The sequence below is a fragment of the Streptomyces sp. NPDC057697 genome (assembly GCF_042799335.1).
GTDB lineage: Bacteria > Actinomycetota > Actinomycetes > Streptomycetales > Streptomycetaceae > Streptomyces.
In genome coordinates this window covers 738,608-759,167 of record NZ_JBHVJA010000003.1, presented here as the reverse complement: position 1 = coordinate 759,167, position 20,560 = coordinate 738,608, and the positions used below count along the sequence as shown (strand labels likewise).

Below are 20,560 nucleotides of genomic sequence, written 5' to 3'. Positions count from 1 at the left end.
GCCGAAGGCCCCCGCGACGATCACGACGCCCCCTCCTATTCTCCCTAGTAGGCCCGGAAAGGGCTGTGCGCCTTGTCACCGCCGCCGCCCCGGAGACTGTCCGTTTCGGGACCTTCGGCCCCACGGGCTGACTAGGCTGACCCGACGACCAGCTCATCCCGGGGGGACAGGCCATGGCCAGGGGCACCACAGGCAGCGGCGGCATGGACGGCATCGAGCTCGCCGACGCCGTCGAGTCGATCCGCAACCAGCTCATCGAGGCCGCGGGCCGCGCCACCGGCCGCCCCGTGGCCTTCGAGGTCGGCGACATCCAGATGGAGTTCACCCTCGAACTCCGCAAGGAGATCAAGGGCGGAAACAAGGTCAGGGCCTGGGTGGTCGAGGCGGGCGCCGACGCCTCCCGCGCGAGCGGCCGCACCCACAAGGTCGCCTTCACCCTGAAACCCCGCGACGCCACGACCGGCGGCCCCTGGCAGATCGGCCACGACGACCAGGGCAGCACGGCCCACTTCGGCGGGGCACCCCGGCCGTGAGCACCGCTCCGCCCACCGCACCCGCCGCGCGCACGGTCGTCGTGCTGGGCGCCGGAAACGTCCAGGGCAGTGGCGCCCTGCTCACCGACCGGCTCGTACTGACCTGCGCCCATGTGGTCCGGGGCGGCAGCCGGGCCGCGGTCGCCCACCCCGAGCGGGCGGACCACGCGACGGCGACGGTCGCCTGGATCGACCACGACCTCGACGCCGCCCTCCTGCTCACCGCCGACCCGTTGCTCCCGGTCGCCCCGGCGCGCCTCGGCGTCCTGCACAACGGGCAGGCGCTCTCCGGCTGCGAGATCACCGGCTTCCCCGACATCCAGCGATACGGCCCCGACCGCCATCTGGAGGCCGACCAGTACACCGCCACCGCCCTGCCGATGGCCGGACGCCTGCGCGGATTACTGGTCTGCGAGCTGGACGGCCCGCCGCCCGCCGGAAACGACACGGAGCCCCCGTCGCTGCGCGGCATGTCCGGCGGCCCGGTCTTCGCCGGGAACGTCCTCATCGGCATCGCCCGCCAGATCCCCCGGCAGCGCGGCGGCCGCCGCGTGGAGTGCGTACCGATCGCCCCGCTCCTCGCCGCCCGCCCCTTCGTACTGGTCTACCGGCAGACCGGCACACCACTGCGCCACGAACGGGTCCACGGCCGCTTCCCCCAGGACGCGCGGTACGAGGAGGAGTACGCGGCGGCGCTCGGGGCCGCGTACCGCCGCACGAAGATCTTCGGCCTCGACGAGCTGGGCCGGCGCGACTCCGAATGGGACCTGGACACCGCGTATCTGAGCCTGGAGGCCCAGCAGACCACCGGGCACGCGAGGCCGGTGCCCATGCGGATCGACACACTGCTCCCGGACCGCCCCCGGGTCCTGCTGCGCGGCGACGCGGGCGCCGGAAAGACCACCCTGCTGTGGTGGCTGGCCGCCCATGCCGCGGCCGGCACCCTGGGCCCGGAGCTGGGCCCGCTGAACGGCCTGGTCCCCTTCCTCGTACCGCTGCGCACCCTGCGCGCCCAGGGCGGCACCTTCCCCGCCCCCGCGCAGCTGCCCGACGCGGCCCGGCTGGTGATCGACGCGGCGCCCGAGGGCTGGGTCGGCCGGGTGCTGGACTCCGGCCGGGCGCTGCTGCTGGTCGACGGACTCGACGAGGTCCCGCGCGACGACCGCGAGCAGGCCCACGCATGGCTGTCCCGCCTCCTCGACCGGTACCCGGACATCCGCTGCGTGGCCACGGTGCGCCCGCTGGCCGTCGAGCCCGACTGGCTGGTCTCCCAGGACTTCGAGGAACTGCGGCTGCTGCCGATGCGCGACGAGGACATCGAGTCCTTCGTCGCCGCCTGGCACCGGGCCGCCCGGCTGGACGACGACGACCACGAGACGCTCCGCGGCCTGGAACGGGACCTGATCCAGCAGTTCGCCCGGAACCGGGCCCTGCGCGACCTGGCCCGTACGCCCCTGCTCTGCGCGGTGATCTGTGCCCTGCACCGACGCCGCCAGGGCATCCTGCCGGAGACCCGCTGGAGCCTGTACGACTCGGCCCTCACCATGCTGCTGGGCGACCGCGACAAACAGCGCAGGATCGGGGCCCCCGAGGGCATCACCATGAGCGTGGCGGAACAGGCCCAGCTGCTCCAGCGCATCGCGATCTGGCTGGTCCGGGGCGGCCAGTCCGAGCTGCACCGCTCCGCGGCACTGCACCAGCTGGAACGCGCCCTGCCCGGCATGGAACGGCTGCGCGCCCAGGGCTCGGCCGAGGAGATCCTGACCCATCTGCTCAACCGCAGCGGAGTCCTCCAGGAACGCGCCGACGACGTCTACCAGTTCGCCCACCGCACCTTCCAGGACTTCCTCGCCGCGAAGGAGTTCGTCGAGGACGACCAGCTGAACGAACTGCTCGGCCGGGCGGGCGCGCAGCACTGGTACGACGTCATCCTGCTCGCGGCCGGCCACTGCGGCCGCCGCGAGCACTCCGTACTGGTCAACGGCCTGCTGGACGCGCGGCCCGGCCCCGGCGACACCGTCACCCGGGACGAGATCGTCGTCCTGGCCGCGCTCTGCGCACAGCACGCGACCTGGCTGGACGAGACGACCCGGGCCAGGGTCCGCACGGCCGTCGAGGCGCTCTTCCCCCCGGCTGACGAGGCAGCCGTACGGCTGCTCACCCGCCTCGGACCGGCCGCTCTGGACTTCCTGCCCGAGCCGGTCCGCTCCCTCACCAGGGGCGAGGTCCGCCCGCTCGTCCGCCTGATCAACGAGATCGGCGGGGCGGAGGCCGTACCGCACGCCCGCCGCTGGGCGCTGGCCCACCCGGAGTCCGGCTACCCGCTGGTGGACGGCTGGGACAGATATCCGGTGGAGACGTACGCCCGGGAGGTCCTCTCCGTCTTCGACCTGTCGCACGAGAGCCTGGAGATCGACTCGCGGGAGAAGCTGGCCGCGGTGCACCACCTGCCGTCCGTCACACGGCTGCTGGTCAACGGGGGCTTCGCCACCGGCGAACTCCACTCCGGCCTGCGCGGCCTGCCCTGGACCGAGCTGGCCTTCTGGTGGAACCCCGACCTGACGGACCTCTCCTTCCTGACGGACTGCGCCGAGCGGCTCGGGTTCCTCTCCCTGAGCAACTGCCCTGCCGTACAGGACCTCGGTCCGCTCTCCGCGCTCCCCGCGCTGAGAAGGGCCGACCTGGACATGTTCCACGTCCCCGACGCCGTACTGACCGCCACGGCCTCCAGGGAGCTGCGCTCCCTGCGGCTCAGCCGTCTGACGACGGAACGGCTGAGCCGGCTGCCCGCCCACCCCGGGCTGCGCTCGCTGACCATCGACCGGACGGTCTCGCTGGAAGTCGACTCGCTCGACGGCTGGACGCGCCTGCACCATCTCGACCTGGACGCCCACACAACGGTCGGGCCGCTGCTCGCCGCCCTCCGGCGGGCGCCGCAGGTGACCCGGCTGGCCCTGGTCCTGAACTCCCCGGCCGAGTTCGGCGACGAGCAGCCGGTTCCCTCCGTCGGGGAACTGACGCTGCGTCCCGTGGCCGACGTGCTCGGACTCGAATGGATCCCCCGGGTCTTCCCCGCCCTGAACTGGCTGACGCTCGCTCTGCCCACCCATGTCGGGCAGGTCGATCTGTCCCCGCTCAAGGCGCTGCCCGAGTGCCGGGTGGTCGTCACCGGTCACGCGGCGATCCTGGGCGGCGAGGGCCTCACCGCGGAGCCCTGACCGCCTCGCGGCGCACAAGGGGCTGCCCCGGACCGTTGCACACGGTCCGGGGCAGCCCCTTCGGTCCTACTGCCTCACTGCTCAGGCGCTCGGAAGCGTCCTCACACGTCCTTCGACATGTTCGGGCCCGCGCCGCCTGCCGCCTGCTCGATCGGGGGGACGTCGGGCAGCGCCGACTTCTCCTCGCCGCGGAAGGTGAAGGTCTTCTCCTCACCCTCGCCCTCGGTGCCGACGACCACGATGTGACCGGGGCGCAGCTCACCGAAGAGGATCTTCTCGGAGAGGATGTCCTCGATCTCGCGCTGGATCGTCCGGCGCAGCGGCCGGGCGCCCATCACGGGGTCGTAGCCCTTCTTGGCGAGGAGCGTCTTGGCGTCCGCGCTGAGCTCGATGCCCATGTCGCGGTCCTTCAGACGCTCGTCCACCTTGGCGATCATCAGGTCGACGATCTGGATGATGTCTTCCTGGCTGAGCTGGTGGAAGACGACCGTGTCGTCGACACGGTTGAGGAACTCGGGCCGGAAGTGCTGCTTGAGCTCCTCGTTGACCTTGTTCTTCATCCGCTCGTAGCCGGTCTTGACGTCACCCTGGGCGGCGAAGCCCAGGTTGAAGCCCTTGGAGATGTCCCGGGTCCCGAGGTTGGTCGTCATGATGATGACCGTGTTCTTGAAGTCCACGACCCGGCCCTGGGAGTCGGTCAGACGACCGTCCTCCAGAATCTGGAGCAGGGAATTGAAGATATCGGGGTGGGCCTTCTCGACCTCGTCGAACAGGACGACGGAGAACGGCTTGCGACGCACCTTCTCGGTGAGCTGTCCGCCCTCTTCGTAACCCACGTAACCGGGGGGCGAGCCGAAGAGGCGGGAAACCGTGTGCTTCTCGCTGAACTCCGACATGTCGAGGGAAATCAGCGCGTCCTCGTCGCCGAAGAGGAATTCGGCGAGCGTCTTGGAGAGCTCCGTCTTACCGACACCGGACGGACCGGCGAAGATGAACGAGCCACCGGGGCGCTTCGGGTCCTTCAGACCGGCTCGCGTACGGCGGATCGCCTGCGAGAGGGCCTTGATGGCGTCCTTCTGCCCGATGACGCGCTTGTGGAGCTCGTCCTCCATGCGCAGCAGACGGGAGGACTCCTCCTCCGTCAGCTTGAAGACCGGGATGCCGGTCGCGGTGGCGAGGACCTCGGCGATCAGCTCGCCGTCGACCTCGGCCACGACGTCCATGTCGCCGGCCTTCCACTCCTTCTCGCGCTTGGTCTTCGCCGCCAGCAGCTGCTTCTCCTTGTCACGGAGGGAAGCCGCCTTCTCGAAGTCCTGGGAGTCGATGGCCGACTCCTTGTCGCGGCGGACGCCCGCGATCTTCTCGTCGAACTCGCGGAGGTCCGGCGGCGCGGTCATCCGGCGGATGCGCATCCGGGAACCGGCCTCGTCGATCAGGTCGATCGCCTTGTCCGGCAGGAAGCGGTCCGAGATGTACCGGTCGGCCAGCGTCGCGGCCTGGACCAGTGCCTCGTCGGTGATGGAGACGCGGTGGTGGGCCTCGTAACGGTCGCGCAGACCCTTGAGGATCTCGATGGTGTGCGGCAGCGAGGGTTCCGCGACCTGGATGGGCTGGAAGCGGCGCTCAAGAGCGGCGTCCTTCTCCAGGTGCTTGCGGTACTCGTCGAGCGTGGTGGCACCGATGGTCTGCAGCTCACCGCGGGCCAGCATCGGCTTGAGGATGCTGGCGGCGTCGATCGCGCCCTCGGCGGCGCCCGCACCCACCAGGGTGTGGAGCTCGTCGATGAACAGGATGATGTCGCCGCGGGTGCGGATCTCCTTGAGGACCTTCTTCAGGCGCTCCTCGAAGTCACCGCGGTAGCGGGAGCCGGCGACCAGCGCGCCGAGGTCGAGGGTGTAGAGGTGCTTGTCCTTGAGGGTCTCGGGCACCTCGCCCTTGACGATGGCCTGCGCCAGTCCTTCGACGACCGCCGTCTTGCCGACGCCGGGCTCGCCGATGAGGACCGGGTTGTTCTTGGTACGACGGGACAGCACCTGCATGACCCGCTCGATCTCCTTCTCGCGCCCGATGACCGGGTCGAGCTTGGATTCACGGGCGGCCTGGGTGAGATTCCGGCCGAACTGGTCGAGCACCAGGGACGTGGAGGGCGTGCCTTCCGCGGGGCCGCCCGCGGTCGCCGCCTCCTTGCTGCCCGAGTACCCGGAGAGCAGCTGGATGACCTGCTGCCGCACCCGGTTCAGGTCGGCGCCCAGCTTCACGAGGACCTGGGCGGCGACGCCCTCGCCCTCGCGGATCAGGCCCAACAGGATGTGCTCGGTGCCGATGTAGTTGTGGCCGAGCTGAAGGGCCTCGCGGAGCGAGAGCTCCAGGACCTTCTTGGCCCGGGGCGTGAAGGGGATGTGCCCGGACGGGGCCTGCTGGCCCTGGCCGATGATCTCCTCCACCTGCTGGCGGACCGCCTCGAGCGAAATCCCGAGGCTCTCCAGGGCCTTAGCGGCGACACCCTCACCCTCGTGGATAAGGCCCAGGAGGATGTGCTCGGTGCCGATGTAGTTGTGGTTGAGCATCCGGGCTTCTTCCTGAGCCAGGACGACAACCCGCCGCGCGCGGTCGGTGAACCTCTCGAACATCGTTAATCGCTCCTCAGAGCGGTCAGGCAGTAAGGGGTCGGTCCCCTCCCTGTCCTTCCGCAGCTTAGTCCCGCAAGCGGGGACCGCTCATTCCAACTGCCGACACCGTCCTTGGCCTCCTGCCCCGAACGCCGACAACTTCTCCAACCCGATGGTGCGAGACGATGTTCCCGCAGGCCAGGCAGATACCCCTTTCGCCAGTACGCCGATGGCGAACGTGAGATGCCCGAGCCTGCGTGTCGCCCCTCCCCACTAGGGATGTCTTACCCGCAATTACAGACAGTCCATGCGGCGCGCGCCGGTTCCCTCCGCTACGGGCGAACACATTGACGCTCCCGAATGCGCCCCTACGCCCCCATCACGGACACATGGAGCGCCCGCGCGCGGACTCTGCGTAACCCTGGCGCTCTCCGGGCCGTTCTTCCGGCATGGCCATCACCGTCCCGCCACCCCTGCCGTCGGTCACCGGAGAGCGGGAGAACGGCGAGAGCGCCCGCTGGGCGCAGTGGTACGAACGCGAGCTGGGCTGGGCGACGGCGGGCACCGCACCGGTGCGGCTGCTGACCGGCCTGCGGTTCGACGTGCTCCAGGTGCCCGCGGCCGCCGGTCACGCGGCGCTGCGCCGGCTGGAGCGCACCGGGCCCGTGGCCCTGTCGGGCGCGCGGATGAGCCTGCTGGTCGCCGCGGGGAGCGCCGAGGAGCTGCCGGGGCTGCTCGACTGGCTGGAGTGGGGAGGCATCGCCCTCTCGCTGTCCGCCATCGGCGCGGGCGGACGGATCACCGCGCCGGTCCCGCCCGGACGGATGGCCGGCCGGCCGGGGGCCGCCGCGTGGCTGCGACCCCCCGGGCCCCGACACGGGGAGGGGTCGGGGCTCCCGGCTCTCGCCGGCCTCGGGAGCAGGGGTGGGGGTGCTCCCGATCTCGTACGGCTGGTGGACGCGGTGGCGACGGAATGCCACCGGGTCCGGTTGATGCGTGCCCGAACGGGGCCGTCGACGGATGGGTCGACAGCTCAGCCGTTGGCCTTCTCGTAAGCTTCGCGGATCTCCGCGGGAACACGGCCCCGGTCATTCACATTGTGGCCGTTCTCGCGGGCCCACTTACGGATCTCGGCGGTGTCCTTGTTGCCACCCGTGACGGCGCGGCCCTTGCCACGGCCACCCGCCGCGCGGCCACCCGTGCGCCGGCCACCCTTGGTGTACGGCTCAAGAAGACCACGGAGCTTGTCCGCGTTGCTCGTCGTGAGGTCAATCTCGTACGTCTTGCCATCGAGAGCGAACGTGACCGTCTCGTCCGCCTCGCCGCCGTCGAGGTCATCGACAAGAAGGACCTGAACCTTCTGTGCCACTGGATTCCCTTTCATCGAAAATGCAGTACGCGGAAAGGAAACCGCTTTTCCCCGGAAAACACAAACCCCCGGGAGAGGTTCAGGATCACGGGGAGACGGGAAACATGCGCGATTCGGACATAGGGTTCCGGGTTCTTGTGACGGCCGCAGATGACGGTCACAGATGCAGAAGCATCCGGCTGTTGCCCAAGGTGTTCGGCTTCACCCGTTCGAGGCCCAGGAACTCTGCTACACCCTCGTCATAGGAACGCAGCAGCTCACTGTAGACATCTCCGTCGACCGGCGTCTCTCCGATCTCCACGAAGCCGTGCTTCGCGAAGAAGTCGACTTCGAAGGTGAGACAGAAAACCCGCCGCACACCCAGCCACCGGGCGGTCTGCAACAACTTGTCGAGCACCTGATGGCCGACTCCGCCGCCCCTGATGCTGTGATCGACGGCGAGAGTACGCACTTCGGCGAGGTCTTCCCACATCACGTGCAGGGCACCGCAGCCGATGACGCGGGCGTCCTCGTCGCGTTCCGCGATCCAGAACTCCTGGATGTCCTCGTAAAGCGTGACGGTCGCTTTGTCGAGCAGGATGCCTTCGCGTACGTAGCCGTCGAGGAGGCGGCGGACCGATGCCACATCGCTGGTCCTGGCACGTCGGACGGTGACGGCGGTGTTTATGGCCGGCGGTTCGGTGCGGGAATCGGCGTGCGGGAGCTCTGAGGACATACCCCGACGCTATCGCCCGGCCCCCGGGCCCGTCCCATCGGCCGGATCTCCGGCACGATCTCCGGCCGGGCCCCCGGCTTCTTCTCCGGCCGGTTCTCCGGTCACCGCTCCGGCCCGTTCCGCGGCCCCTTCGATGGGCTGTTCCCCGGCCTGTTCGGCGGGCGGGGTCTCGGCGGACCCGGACAGCTTGGGCTGAACGACCCGCATGGCATCCTGGAGCGCTTCGCGCTGCTCCGCGGACATCATGCCGAAGAAGGCGACAAGTGCGGCCGCGGGGTTGTCGCTGCGCGACCATGCTTCGTTCATCAGTGCGGCCGAGTAGGCGGCGCGGGTGGAGACCGCCGTATATCTATATGCGCGGCCGTCGACTTCCCTGCGCACCCAGCCCTTCTGATGGAGATTGTCCATTACCGTCATGACGGTGGTGTAGGCGATGGAGCGTTCCTGCTGAAGGTCCTCAAGGACTTCCCGCACGGTCACCGGACGGTTCCATTGCCAGACCCGTGTCATCACGGCGTCTTCCAGATCTCCCAATGGGCGGGGCACAATGTCACTTTAGTGCCAGATGCCTGGAATGACCGGCTTATTCGAGCGACAAAAGGGCGTACGGCTCCGGGGAGCCGTACGCCCTTCGTGTGCGGTGGGTGCCGGGGTCAGGCGCCGTCGGTCCGCGGCGACTGCTGGACCGACTCGGCGCGGCCGATCGCCAGGTCCACGGCCGCGTCCTCCTTGGCCTTGTTGGGACCGCCCTGGCTCTTGACGATCGTCACGACGAGGCCGATGAAGAAGGCGGCCATCACCACGGGGGGCACGAGCGCGGATACGTAGTCCATGGCGTCCAGAGTAGCGAGGCCGGTGCGGACTTCCGCGTTGCCCCTCCGCTATCCGGCGGCGCGCTGCTGCGGCGGGGGCACCGGGCGCCGACGGGGCGGGAAGACCTCCGAGGGCTTCGGCGCGGGGCGCCCGGACGGGCGGCCGGGCCGGGCGGGCGCCGGCGGGGTCCTGGGCTGTTCGGGTTCCTCGTCCGCGGCGGCCCGGCCGCCTGGCAGGGCCAGGAGGCGGCTGCGCGGCGCGGGGGCCTTCGCCGACGCGGCGCGTCCGGCGAGGCGGGCCCGTACCGACCGTTCCGCGAGCATCCGACAGCGCTCCAGCAGCGCCGCGGCCACCGGTCTGTGGCGTAGGGCGCGCAGCGCCGCGAGGTCGTCGGGGCCGGGGTCGTATCCGCCCGCCAGGGCGTCCTGGAGCAGTTCCAGGTAGCCGGCGACGGAGCCGGGGAGGGCGTTGCGGTAGCGGACGAGGTCGGCGAGGAGGAACGCGCGCAGCCGTCCCGCCTCGCCGACCGCCTCGTCCACGGCGCCGGCCAGTCGCAGGCAGTCCTGGACGTCCTCGTCCGGCAGGGGCATCGGGTGAAGGGCGATGGCGAGGGCGCGTCGGAGCACACGCAGCTCGTCCGCGCTGAAAGCCATACCGCCGCGTGATCCGTAAGGCGTGGGCATGACGCGACAATACGTGCTAAATGGACAAAATCGGCTTAACTGGCCGTCGGCGGCGCGGCGGCGGGCGGCCTCCCCGGGGGCCGTTCCCGCAGGTACGCCGCCTGTCCGCTACAGCCGGGACACGTTCCGCTCGTACACCAGGCGCAGCCCGATGAGGGTCAGCCAGGGCTCGTGCTCGTCGATGACGGAGGACTCCCCCAACACCATCGGCGCAAGGCCGCCCGTCGCGATGACGGTGACGTCGTCGGGGTCGGCCGCCAGCTCCCGCTTCATCCGCGCGACGACGCCGTCGACCTGGCCCGCGAAGCCGTAGATGATGCCCGACTGCATCGCCTCGACCGTGTTCTTGCCGATCACGCTGCGCGGCCGGGCCAGCTCGATCTTGCGGAGCTGGGCGCCCTTGACGCCGAGCGCCTCGACCGAGATCTCGATGCCGGGCGCGATGACCCCGCCGGTGTACTCGCCGCGCGCGGAGACCGCGTCGAAGGTGGTGGCCGTGCCGAAGTCGACGACGATCGCCGGGCCCCCGTACAGCTCGGCGGCGGCGGCCGCGTTGATGATGCGGTCCGTGCCGACCTCCTTCGGGTTGTCCATCAGGATCGGCACGCCGGTCTTGATGCCCGGCTCGACGAGGACGGCGGGGACGTCGCCGTAGTAGCGGCGGGTCACCTCGCGCAGCTCGTGCAGGACGGCCGGGACCGTGGAGCAGATCGCGATGCCCTCGATGCCGTCGCCCAGCTCCATGCCCAGCAGCGGGTGCATGCCCATCAGGCCCTGGAGCAGCACGGCGAGTTCGTCGGCGGTGCGGCGGGCGTCGGTGGAGATCCGCCAGTGCTCGACGATCTCCTCGCCGTCGAACAGGCCGAGGACGGTGTGGGTGTTTCCGACGTCGATGGTGAGCAGCATCAGACGTCGGCCCCGTCGGTGTCGCGGAAGTCCAGGCCGATGTCGAGGATCGGCGAGGAGTGGGTGAGCGCGCCGACGGCCAGGTAGTCGACGCCCGCCTCGGCGTAGGCGCGGGCGGTGTCGAGGGAGAGCCGGCCGGAGGACTCCAGGACCGCGCGGCCGCCGACCAGGGCGACCGCCTCGGCCGTCTGCATCGGGGTGAAGTTGTCCAGCAGGATCAGGTCGGCGCCCGCGTCGATCACCTCGCGGACCTGCTGGAGGGTGTCGACCTCGACCTCGATCGGTACGTCCGGGAACGCGTCGCGCACCCGCTCGAAGGCCTCGGCCACCCCGCCCGCCGCGATCACGTGGTTGTCCTTGACCAGCGCCGCGTCCGACAGCGACATGCGGTGGTTGACGCCGCCGCCGCAGCGCACCGCGTACTTCTCCATGGCGCGCAGGCCCGGGGTGGTCTTGCGGGTGTCGCGGACCTTGGCCTTCGTGCCTTCGAGCACATCGGCCCAGGCGCGGGTGGCGGTCGCGATGCCGGAGAGCCTGCACAGCAGGTTGAGCGCGCTGCGCTCGCCGGTGAGCAGGTCGCGGGTGCGGGTGGTGACGGTCAGCAGCTTCTGGCCGGGGGCGACCCGGTCGCCGTCCTCCACATGGCGCTCGACCTCGAACTCGTCCGTGCAGACGATGGACAGGACGGCCTCGGCGATGCGGAGACCGGCCACGACGCCCGCCTCGCGCGCGGTGAAGTCACCGGTGGCCACGGCGTCCTCGGCGACGGTCGCGACCGTGGTGACGTCGACCCCGCCGTCGAGATCCTCCTCGATGGCGACGTGCGCGACGTCCTCGACCTGGACCGGGTCCAGGCCCGCCTCGGCGAGGAGCTGGGCCAGGGCGGGGTCGAGGCCGCACTCCAGCGCGTCGGCGTCGTAGAAGTCGTCGCCACCGCAGCCGCAGCCGTCCCCGCAGCCGCCCGCGGACGGTGCGGGCGCGCCGATCTGGATCAGCGGTACGTCCACGGGTGTGGGGCGCGGATTCTCTTCGGGCGTGCTCACGGTTACGGCTCCTCGGTGACGTCGGCGGGGTGGGTCGGGGGTGCTGCTGCGCAGTCTGGCGCCTGCGCGGGGCGTACGGGCCCGAATGCCTCGGTCTCCGTCCGACGGAGGACCGGTCGGCGCTCCGGGGTGAGCCGGACGACGAGGTGGCGGCGCCAGTTCTCGTCGTCGCGCTCGGGCCGGTCCTCGCGCCAGTGGCAGCCGCGGGTCTCCTCGCGCCGACGGGCCGCGGCGACCAGGACGCGCGAGACGAGCAGCAGGTTGGTGACCTCCCACGCCTCGACGCCGGGCACCGCGACCTTGGGCTCGTCCGCCTCGACGGCCAGGGCGGCGCTGTTGTGCAGGGCCTCCAGCGCGTCGGCGGCGGTGGCCAGGGACTCGGCGGAGCGGAGCACCCCGGCGCCCCGGGTCATGATGCGCTGGATCGTGGACCGGGCCTCCGGGGCGATCAGCGGGGAGGGCTCGCCCGGGGCGCCGGCCTCCGCCGCGAGCCGGGGGGAGTGCGTATGCGGGGCGCCGGCCTCCGCGGCGAGCAGCGGAGAAGACGCGCCCGAGGCACCGGCCTCCGGGTCCCCCGCGCGCGGGCGGTCCTCGACGATGTCCGCCGCGATGCGCTCGGCGAAGACGAGGCCCTCCAGGAGGGAGTTGGACGCCAGCCGGTTCGCGCCGTGCACGCCGGTGCAGGCGGCCTCGCCGCAGGCGTACAGGCCGGGCACCGTCGTGCGCCCGCGCAGGTCGGTGCGGATGCCGCCGGAGGCGTAGTGCGCGGCGGGGGCGACCGGGATCGGTTCGGTGACCGGGTCGATGTCGTGGGCGCGGCAGGCCGCCAGGATCGTGGGGAAGCGCTGCTCCCACATCTCGGCGCCGAAGTGGCGGGCGTCGAGGTACATGTGCTCGGTGCCGTGCAGTTCCATCTGCCGGGTGATGGCCTTGGCGACGATGTCGCGCGGGGCCAGCTCGGCCAGCTCGTGCTGCCCGACCATGAAGCGGGTGCCGGAGGCGTCGACGAGGTGGGCGCCCTCGCCCCGTACCGCTTCCGAGACCAGGGGCTGCTGGCCCTCGGCGCCCGCGCCCAGGAAGAGGACCGTCGGGTGGAACTGGACGAACTCCAGGTCGGAGACCTCCGCTCCGGCCCGCAGCGCCAGCGCCACGCCGTCGCCGGTGGAGACGGCGGGGTTGGTGGTGGCGGAGAAGACCTGGCCCATGCCGCCGGTGGCGAGGACCACCGCGGGGGCGCGGACCGCGCCGACCCCGTCGTGCTGGCCCTCGCCCATGACGTGCAGGGTGACGCCCGCGGTACGTCCCTCGGCGTCGGTGAGGAGGTCCAGGACCAGCGCGTTCTCGATGGTGTGCAGGGCGGCCTCGCGGACCGCCCCGACCAGGGCGCGGGAGATCTCGGCGCCGGTGGCGTCGCCGCCCGCGTGGGCGATGCGGCGGCGGTGGTGGCCGCCCTCGCGGGTCAGCGCGATGTCGCCGCTCTCCGTGGTGTCGAAGTGGGCGCCGGTCCCGATCAGCCGGCGCACCGCGTCGGGGCCCTCGGTCACCAGCGTCCGGACCGCGGCCTCGTCGCAGAGACCGGCGCCCGCGACCAGGGTGTCGTCGAGGTGCTGCTCGGGGGTGTCGCCCTCGCCCAGCGCGGCCGCGATGCCGCCCTGCGCCCAGCGGGTGGAGCCGTCGTCGAGACGGGCCTTGGTGACGACGACGGTGGCGAGGCCCGCCGCCGCGCAGCGCAGTGCGGTGGTGAGACCGGCCACGCCGGAGCCGACCACCACGACGTCGGCGTCGAGGGACCAGCCGGGGGCGGGGGCGGTCAGCCGTATTCCGGTCACGTGGTGGCTCCGAAGGTCAGCGGGATGTTGTCGATGAGGCGGGTCCTGCCGACCCTCGCGGCGACGGCGAGGACCGCCTCGCCGGTGGTGCGGTCGTCAGGGATCTCGGTGAAGTCGGCCGGGTCCACGAGCGCGAGGTAGTCCAGGGCGAGCGGGGGCTGTCCGGCCGCCGCGTCGTCGAGGACCAGGAGCGCGGCGGCGCGGACCGCCGAGGGCCCGTCGACCGGCCGGGCCAGGGCCACCGCCTGGGTGTCGGCGGCCGCGCGGGCCTCGCCGAGCGCGGTGAGCGCGGCGGCCCGGCCGGTGGTGGCCGCGGTGGTCCGTGCGCGGGCGTGCAGCGCCTGCTGGGCGGCGAGCCGGTCGCGGGCGGCGAACAGGGCCCTGGACAGGGCGAGGGCGGTGTGCCGCTCCTCCGCGTCCAGGAAGCGGTTGCGGCTGGAGAGCGCCAGGCCGTCCGGCTCACGGACCGTCTCCACGCCGACGATCTCCACGGGGAAGTTCAGATCGCGCACCATGCGGCGGATCAGCGCCAGCTGCTGGGCGTCCTTCTGCCCGAAGAACGCGGCGTCGGGGCGGGTGAGGTGGAGGAGCTTGGCGACGACGGTGAGCATGCCGTCGAAATGCCCGGGGCGCGAGGCGCCTTCGAGCCGCTCGCCCATGGGGCCCGCGGAGATCCGGACCTGCGGCTCGCCGCCGGGGTAGACCTCGTCGACGGACGGCGCGAAGACCGCGTCCGCCCCGGCGGCGCCCGCCACGGCGAGGTCGGCGTCGAGCGTACGGGGGTAGCGCTCCAGGTCGGCGGCCTCGCCGAACTGGAGCGGGTTGACGAAGAGGGTGACGACGACCTGGCCACCGGGGCCCGCGGCCGCGCGCGCGGCGCGGATCAGGGTGGCGTGGCCCTCGTGCAGGGCACCCATGGTCATGACGACGGCCCGCGCCCCGTCGAACGGAGCGAACGCGGCGAGCGCGGCGGCGGTACGGAGCAGGGGGGCGACGGGGGTGGGGGCGGGGGCCGTGGGGGCGGGGGCGGCCGTTACGGCGCCGGTCGGGCCGGTTGCGCCGTCGGCCGGGTTGGTTGCGCTGGTCGGGGCGGGTGAGGCGGACGGGGCGGTTGCGGCGCTGGTCGGGCCGGTTGCGCTGGTCGGGGCGGGTGAGGCGGACGGGGCGGCAGCGGCGCCGGTCGGGCCGGTTGCGCCGAACGAGGCAGCAGCAGCGCCGGTCGGGCCGGTTGCGCCGACCGGGCTGCTTGCGTCGTTCGTCCTGGCCGTGGTGCCGACGTCGTTCGCGTTGCCCACGTTGCCCGCACCCTTCGCGTTGCCCGCACCCTTCGCGTCGTTCGCGTTGCCCGCGTCGTTCACCTCGGTCATGTCGCCCGCGTCGTTCGCCTCGGTCATGGAGTCGACGTCGTTCGCGTGGCCCGCGTCGTCCACACCGTTCGTGTCGGTCATCGGGGCTCCTGCGATCCGGTGCCGCCGATGCCCGTGCCGCCGGTGCCCGTGCCGTCGGCCAGGACGCCGAGCAGGGCCTCGGCCGGCTCCGGCTTGAGCATGCCGTGGGCGAGGGCGCGGTCGGCGGTGGCGCGGGCCATCGCGAGGTAACCGGCCACCGTCTGCGGGGCGTGCCTGCGCAGCTCGTCGATGTGCGCGGCGACCGTACCGGCGTCGCCGCGGGCCACTGGGCCGGTGAGCGCGGCGTCTCCGGAGCGCAGGGCGTTGTCGAGCGCGGCGCCGAGGAGGGGGCCCAGCATCCGGTCCGGGGCGGTGACCCCGGCCGTGCGCAGCAGCTCCATCGACTGGGCGACCAGGGTGACCAGGTGGTTCGCGCCGAGGGCGAGCGCCGCGTGGTAGAGCGGGCGGGACTCCTCCGCGATCCATTCGGGCTCGCCGCCCATCTCGATGACCAGCGCCTCGGCGGCGAGCCGCAGCTCCTCGGGGGCGGTCACGCCGAAGGAGCAGCCGGCCAGCCGCTGGACGTCGACCGTGGTGCCGGTGAACGTCATCGCCGGGTGCAGGGCGAGCGGCAGCGCGCCGGCCCGCAGCGCCGGGTCCAGGACCTTCGTCCCGTACCGCCCGGAGGTGTGGACGATCAGCTGTCCCGGCCGCACCGCGCCGGTCTCGGCGAGGCCCTCGACCAGGCCGGGCAGGGTGTCGTCGGGGACGGTCAGGAGCACCAGCTCGGCGCGCGCCAGGACCTCGGCGGGCTCCACCAGCGGTACGTCGGGCAGCAGTGCGGCAGCCCGGCGCACGGAGGCGTCGGACACACCCGACACGGCGACCGGACGGTGCCCGGCGAGCTGGAGGGACGCCGCCAGCGCGGGGCCGACGCGGCCCGCGCCCACGACGCCGACCGTGAGGCGGGCGGGGCGGTCCCTCACGTCGAGGGGATCATGGGGGGCTGTTGCATTCACGGGCGATGGCCTTCCGTTCCAGTCCGCGGGGGGTACCGGACGACTTCTCTGCATGCTACGCCAGCGTTTCGCACACACTCCCGGCCGTCCACAGCCTGTGGGAAAAGTCCGGGTGGTGGCGCGGCCCGGAGCCGGGGCGGCCCGGAAAACCCCTGCGGGCCGAGCCGCGCGCCGGGCGATGATCGTCCCATGACAGACAGCACAGGCACGGACCAGCAGACGCGGGACGCGGACGGGACGAACGGGCCGCAGCCGCCCGAGGACGCGCAACGACTGCGCAGGATCAACGCCTGGCGCGCGGCCGAACGGGTTCTGATCAGGCCGCCCATGAACCTCTCGCTCGGGGAGCGGCTGGCCGCCCTGACGGCCGGGGCGGGTTCCGTCACCGACCTCGACCAGCCCGCGGACATCTACGGCGACGGCGTCGTCGCCGAGCTGGAGGAGCGGATCGCGGGCCTGCTGGGCATGGAGGCCGCCGTGTTCTTCCCGACCGGGACGATGGCGCAGCAGGTCGCGCTGCGCTGCTGGGCCGGGCGGACCGGAAACACCACCGTGGCGCTGCATCCCCTCGCCCACCCCGAGGTGCACGAGCGGGGCGCGCTGGGGGCGCTGAGCGGGCTGCGTACCGTCCACCCGACGCACGGCCCCCGGCTGCCCACGGCGCAGGAGGTCCGCGACTTCGACGAGCCGTTCGGCACGCTGATGCTGGAACTTCCGTTGCGCGACGCCGGTTTCGTCCTGCCGACGTGGGAGGAGCTGGAGGACGTGGTGGCGGCCGCGCGGGAACGCGATGCGGTGGTGCACATCGACGGCGCGCGGCTGTGGGAGTGCGCCCCTCACTTCGGGCGGGAGCTGCCGGAGATCGCGGCGCTCGCGGACAGCGTGTACGTGTCGTTCTACAAGACCCTGGGCGGGATCTCGGGGGCCGCGCTGGCCGGTCCCGCCTCGCTGATGGAGGAGGCCCGCACCTGGCGCCACCGGTACGGCGGACAGGTCTTCCAGCAGTTCCCGGCCGCGCTCGCCGCCCTGATCGGCCTCGACGAGGAGCTGCCGCGGCTCCCGTCGTACGTGGCGCAGGCGAGGGTGGTGGCCCGTGCGATGACCGAGGGCTTCGCGGCGGCCGGCACCGGCTGGTTCCGGGTGCACCCGGAGCCGCCGCACACGCACCAGTTCCAGGTGTGGCTGCCGTACGGGCCGGACGAGCTGACGGAGGCGGCGGTGCGGCAGGCGGAGGAGACGGGCGTGTCCCTCTTCCGCAAGTGGTACCCCGCGGCCGCCGGACCGCCCGGGGTGTCGTTGACCGAGGTGACGGTGGGGCGCGAAGGGCTGGAGTGGACCGCCGGAGACGTACGGGATGCCGTACGGGAGTTCGTGGCGCGGCTGGGCTAGGCCCTGTCTTCGAACTGCGGTCGTCCGGCCGGAGGCCGGGCCGTGCGGCGTCCGGCGCGTGCGATCGCAAGGCGGAGGGTCGCCTCGATACTGGATGTATCGGGGCGATCCCAGCATCGCGGCGAGCGTGCGTGCCGGACGTCGCACGGCAGACGGCCGTTCGAAGACGGGGCCTAGGGCGCCCGCGCCCTCCCGTCGTACGCCGGGGGGCCCGCAAGTCGGAGAACGACCACCCTCGTACGTCCCGTACGCGGGTGGTCCGACAGCACCGCGCACCGGTCCGGACCCTGCGGACACCACCCCGGGCCCTACGCCCGGACCAGGCCCTTGCGCCCGGACCGGGCGGGGAGCCGGACCGGCGGGGAGCCGGACCGGCGGGGCAGGGGCCGGACCAGGTAGGCCGCACCAGGAAGCGGGGCGGTCCTGCCCGACGCCGTGCACGCGGGACGGAGGAAGGGCCCGGCGAGCCATGGCGGCCGGCGGCACTGCGCCACAGGACGAGGCCCCGTCACGGAACGAGGCCGGAGCCCGGCGGTCGGCGGCTGTCGTCGTCCGCCCTGGGGCACGGGACCAGTCCTCAGCAGGCCCCCACGGGCGGGCCGGACTCCTCGCACCGGCCGGTGCCGGGGCTCCGGGTGAACCGGGACCGCAACACCGACCGCCACCGGCCGGACCGCAGCGCCGACCGCCACCGGCCGCGTGCCGGGCGGCCCGCGATCACCGCGTCGAAGCGGCGGCGGTCACGCACCTCGCGCACCGCCGCCCAGTCGTGGCGGCCGGGCAGCGGCGGTGGCAGTTCGCCCCGCTGCGCCGAGCGGTAGCTGTCGATCATGTGCTGCTGGAAGGCGTCCATGGCCTCAGCGTGGGCCGGGGTCGGCCGCCCGGCCCGTCGATTGACGACCACCGTCAAATGGGGCGCTGCCGTCCGCGGGCACCCCGCACTATGGAAGGGTGAGCGTGCACATCGACATCGCCGGGCTGACCCCCGACCGCATCGTCTTCGAGACCTCCCCCCTCGCCGAGCTGGGGCTGGCGCTGCACGCCCTCTCGGAGCCGGGACACCACCCCGGACTGCACGGCTGGGCGACGGCGACCGCCAGCGCACTTGACCCGGACCTCGCCGACCGGCTGCACGAGGCCGACTTCCTGTGGCGGCACACGTTCTCGGACGTCTTCATGCCGTTCGCCGGTGTTCGCGGCGGCAACGGCCGGACCGGCGCGAACCTCGCCGAGGACCTGGACATCCTCGACCGGCTGGACGACGAGCGGTTCGTCGCCGCCGCCCTGGAGTTCACCTGCACCAGCCTGTACGGGGTCGGCGCGCCCTCTCCGCTCGGCGACCCGACGATGCGCGCCCGCGCCCTGGACATGGCGGCGGCGCGCGGGCCCCGGCAGGTGGAGTTCGCCCAGCAGCTGCTGGCCGATCCGGCGCCGCTGCGCCGCTGGGTGCGGCGCCTGTTCGAGGACTGCGACCGGGCGTTCTTCGCGGACACCTGGCGCCGGGTCCAGGTCCAGCTGGTCGCCGACGCCCGGCACAAGACCGACCTGCTGCGGCGCAAGGGGGTCGGCGAGGCGATGGGCGCGGTGTCCACGGCGCTGAGCGTCGACGAGGCCGGGACCCGGATCAGCGCCGACAAGCTGACCGAGGGCCGCACCAGCGCCACCGGCTCCGGGCTCACCCTCATCCCGTCCACCTTCGGCTGGCCGCACCTCAACCTGCTGCACGCGGCGGGCTGGCGTCCGGTGATCCACTACCCGGTCCACCAGCCGGAGCTGCCCTCCCCCGCCTCCGTGGAACTGCTCCAGCTGCGCATGGAGGCGCTGGCCCACCCGATGCGGATGCGTCTCTGCCGCCACCTCGCCCGTTCCCCGCACACGACCGGTCAGCTCGCCGATACGCACGGCATCACGGCGCCCGAGGTCTCCCGGCACCTCGCGGTCCTGAAGAAGGCGGGCCTGGTCGCCACCCGGCGGCGCGGCCGGTACGTGCTGCACCAGCTCGACCTGACCTCGGTGGCCCGGCTCGGCAGCGACTTCCTGGAAGGCATCCTGCGCTGAACGGGACCGCCCCGCACCCGGCCCCCACGCTCCTGCGCCGAACGGGACCGCCCCGCGCGCGGACCCGCCCGCCCCGCCCGCCCCTGTCGGCTCAGCCGGAGCGGCGGTGTCCGGCGCCCATCCGGACTCCCGTCGGGTCCGGCGCCGGTCCGGACTCCCGTCGCGGTCGGTCCGGGTCCGGACGGGCCCATCGGTCGGTCGTCAGACCGCCCCGCCACCGGCCCGGACCAGCCCCGTCTCGTACGCGAGGACCACGACCTGCACCCGGTCGCGCAGGCTCAGCTTGGTGAGGATGCGGCCCACGTGCGTCTTCACGGTCGCCTCGGAGAGCACCAGGCGGGCCGCGATCTCGCCGTTCGACAGGCCCTGGGCGACCAGCAGCATCACCTCGCGCTCGCGTTCGGTGAGCTTGGCGATGTCCTTGTGCTGCGGTTCCCCGGTGCCGCTCGGCAGCATGGGGGAGAAGCGGTCGAGCAGCCGCCGGGTGGTGGACGGGGCGACGACGGCGTCGCCGCTGTGCACGGAGCGGATCGCGGCGAGCAGCTCGGCGGGCGGCACGTCCTTGAGCATGAAGCCGCTGGCCCCGGCCTTCAGCCCGGAGAAGGCGTACTCGTCGAGGTCGAACGTGGTCAGGATGAGCACCTTGGGCGCGTTCGGCTGCGCGCAGATGCGCCGGGTGGCCTCGACCCCGTCCAGCCTCGGCATCCGCACGTCCATCAGCACCACGTCGACGGCGGTGGCACGGAGGATCTCGATCGCCTCGGCGCCGTCACCGGCCTCGGCCACGACCTCCATGTCCGGCTGGGCGGCGAGCACCATCCGGAAGCCGGTGCGCAGCAGCACCTGGTCGTCGACGAGCATCACGCGGATCGCCATGAGGGTCCTGTCTCCTGTCCGAAACGTCTGGTGGCCCGAACATCTGGTGGGCTCGAACATCTGGTGGGCTCGAACATCTGGTGCGCCTGAACTTCTGGTGCGCCTGATCACC

General features: G+C 72.5%; 18 protein-coding genes. 5 read left to right on the top strand and 13 right to left on the bottom strand.

The features are described 5' to 3' along the window. Window positions 1-173: 173 nt before the first annotated feature. Complete coding sequence (locus ACFVFH_RS13190) at window positions 174-533, top strand: trypco2 family protein (RefSeq protein ID WP_383766670.1); 360 nt, start codon at window positions 174-176, stop codon at window positions 531-533. After that, entirely contained in the window at window positions 530-3,751 is a 3,222-nt protein-coding gene (locus ACFVFH_RS13185; protein ID WP_383766667.1) for an NACHT domain-containing protein, read from the top strand. The genes ACFVFH_RS13190 and ACFVFH_RS13185 overlap by 4 nt, the downstream gene beginning before the upstream one ends. Window positions 3,752-3,852: 101 nt before the next feature. On the opposite strand, the gene ACFVFH_RS13180 is transcribed toward ACFVFH_RS13185, so the two are convergent. Next, window positions 3,853-6,381, bottom strand: coding sequence for an ATP-dependent Clp protease ATP-binding subunit (locus tag ACFVFH_RS13180; protein ID WP_072487058.1), 2,529 nt, complete (start codon window positions 6,379-6,381; stop codon window positions 3,853-3,855). Window positions 6,382-6,809: 428 nt separating this feature from the next. Here ACFVFH_RS13180 and ACFVFH_RS13175 point away from each other — a divergent pair, with 428 nt between their 5' ends. Beyond that, window positions 6,810-7,415, top strand: a complete 606-nt coding sequence (locus ACFVFH_RS13175; protein ID WP_383766664.1) for an SCO3374 family protein — start codon at window positions 6,810-6,812, stop codon at window positions 7,413-7,415. On the opposite strand, the gene ACFVFH_RS13170 is transcribed toward ACFVFH_RS13175, so the two are convergent. The 10 genes from ACFVFH_RS13170 to ACFVFH_RS13125 form a co-directional block, all read right to left on the bottom strand. After that, complete coding sequence (locus ACFVFH_RS13170; protein WP_093547412.1) at window positions 7,394-7,729, bottom strand: Lsr2 family protein; 336 nt, start codon at window positions 7,727-7,729, stop codon at window positions 7,394-7,396. The genes ACFVFH_RS13175 and ACFVFH_RS13170 overlap by 22 nt on opposite strands. Window positions 7,730-7,886: 157 nt before the next feature. Next, window positions 7,887-8,444, bottom strand: coding sequence for an amino-acid N-acetyltransferase (locus ACFVFH_RS13165; RefSeq protein ID WP_383766661.1), 558 nt, complete (start codon window positions 8,442-8,444; stop codon window positions 7,887-7,889). A 9-nt stretch (window positions 8,445-8,453) separates the two neighbouring features. Further along, window positions 8,454-8,990 carry a BlaI/MecI/CopY family transcriptional regulator gene (locus tag ACFVFH_RS13160; RefSeq protein WP_383766658.1) on the bottom strand — a complete coding sequence of 179 codons (537 nt, stop codon included), beginning with the start codon at window positions 8,988-8,990 and terminating at the stop codon, window positions 8,454-8,456. Between the two features lie 107 nt (window positions 8,991-9,097). After that, a complete protein-coding gene (locus ACFVFH_RS13155) occupies window positions 9,098-9,277 on the bottom strand; it encodes a hypothetical protein (protein ID WP_383766656.1) in 180 nt (59 codons plus the stop codon). A 48-nt stretch (window positions 9,278-9,325) separates the two neighbouring features. Next, entirely contained in the window at window positions 9,326-9,910 is a 585-nt protein-coding gene (locus ACFVFH_RS13150; protein ID WP_383766653.1) for a hypothetical protein, read from the bottom strand. Window positions 9,911-10,048: 138 nt separating this feature from the next. Continuing rightward, window positions 10,049-10,846: a type III pantothenate kinase gene (locus ACFVFH_RS13145; protein ID WP_093547422.1), complete on the bottom strand. Its 798-nt coding sequence runs from the start codon at window positions 10,844-10,846 to the stop codon at window positions 10,049-10,051. Next, a complete protein-coding gene (nadC, locus tag ACFVFH_RS13140) occupies window positions 10,846-11,889 on the bottom strand; it encodes a carboxylating nicotinate-nucleotide diphosphorylase (protein ID WP_383766651.1) in 1,044 nt (347 codons plus the stop codon). Before nadC ends, ACFVFH_RS13145 begins: the two co-directional genes overlap by 1 nt. A gap of 2 nt (window positions 11,890-11,891) precedes the next feature. Next, window positions 11,892-13,718: an L-aspartate oxidase gene (locus ACFVFH_RS13135; RefSeq protein ID WP_383766648.1), complete on the bottom strand. Its 1,827-nt coding sequence runs from the start codon at window positions 13,716-13,718 to the stop codon at window positions 11,892-11,894. Continuing rightward, window positions 13,715-14,704 (bottom strand): pantoate--beta-alanine ligase, encoded by a 990-nt coding sequence (panC, locus tag ACFVFH_RS13130; RefSeq protein ID WP_383766822.1) that lies wholly within the window; start codon window positions 14,702-14,704, stop codon window positions 13,715-13,717. The genes ACFVFH_RS13135 and panC overlap by 4 nt, the downstream gene beginning before the upstream one ends. Before the next feature lie 458 nt (window positions 14,705-15,162). Beyond that, window positions 15,163-16,125 (bottom strand): Rossmann-like and DUF2520 domain-containing protein, encoded by a 963-nt coding sequence (locus ACFVFH_RS13125; protein WP_383766646.1) that lies wholly within the window; start codon window positions 16,123-16,125, stop codon window positions 15,163-15,165. Window positions 16,126-16,314: 189 nt separating this feature from the next. Between ACFVFH_RS13125 and ACFVFH_RS13120 the strand changes: the two genes are divergently transcribed. After that, complete coding sequence (locus ACFVFH_RS13120; RefSeq protein ID WP_383766644.1) at window positions 16,315-17,514, top strand: threonine aldolase family protein; 1,200 nt, start codon at window positions 16,315-16,317, stop codon at window positions 17,512-17,514. A 577-nt stretch (window positions 17,515-18,091) separates the two neighbouring features. Here the strand turns inward: ACFVFH_RS13120 and ACFVFH_RS13115 are convergent. Then, on the bottom strand, window positions 18,092-18,367 hold the full coding sequence (locus ACFVFH_RS13115) for a hypothetical protein (protein ID WP_383766642.1): 276 nt from the start codon (window positions 18,365-18,367) through the stop codon (window positions 18,092-18,094). Between the two features lie 104 nt (window positions 18,368-18,471). Between ACFVFH_RS13115 and ACFVFH_RS13110 the strand changes: the two genes are divergently transcribed. Further along, window positions 18,472-19,572 (top strand): DUF5937 family protein, encoded by a 1,101-nt coding sequence (locus tag ACFVFH_RS13110; protein WP_383766819.1) that lies wholly within the window; start codon window positions 18,472-18,474, stop codon window positions 19,570-19,572. A gap of 201 nt (window positions 19,573-19,773) precedes the next feature. Here the strand turns inward: ACFVFH_RS13110 and ACFVFH_RS13105 are convergent, their stop codons facing one another. Continuing rightward, on the bottom strand, window positions 19,774-20,448 hold the full coding sequence (locus tag ACFVFH_RS13105) for a response regulator (RefSeq protein ID WP_383766640.1): 675 nt from the start codon (window positions 20,446-20,448) through the stop codon (window positions 19,774-19,776). Window positions 20,449-20,560: the final 112 nt, after the last annotated feature.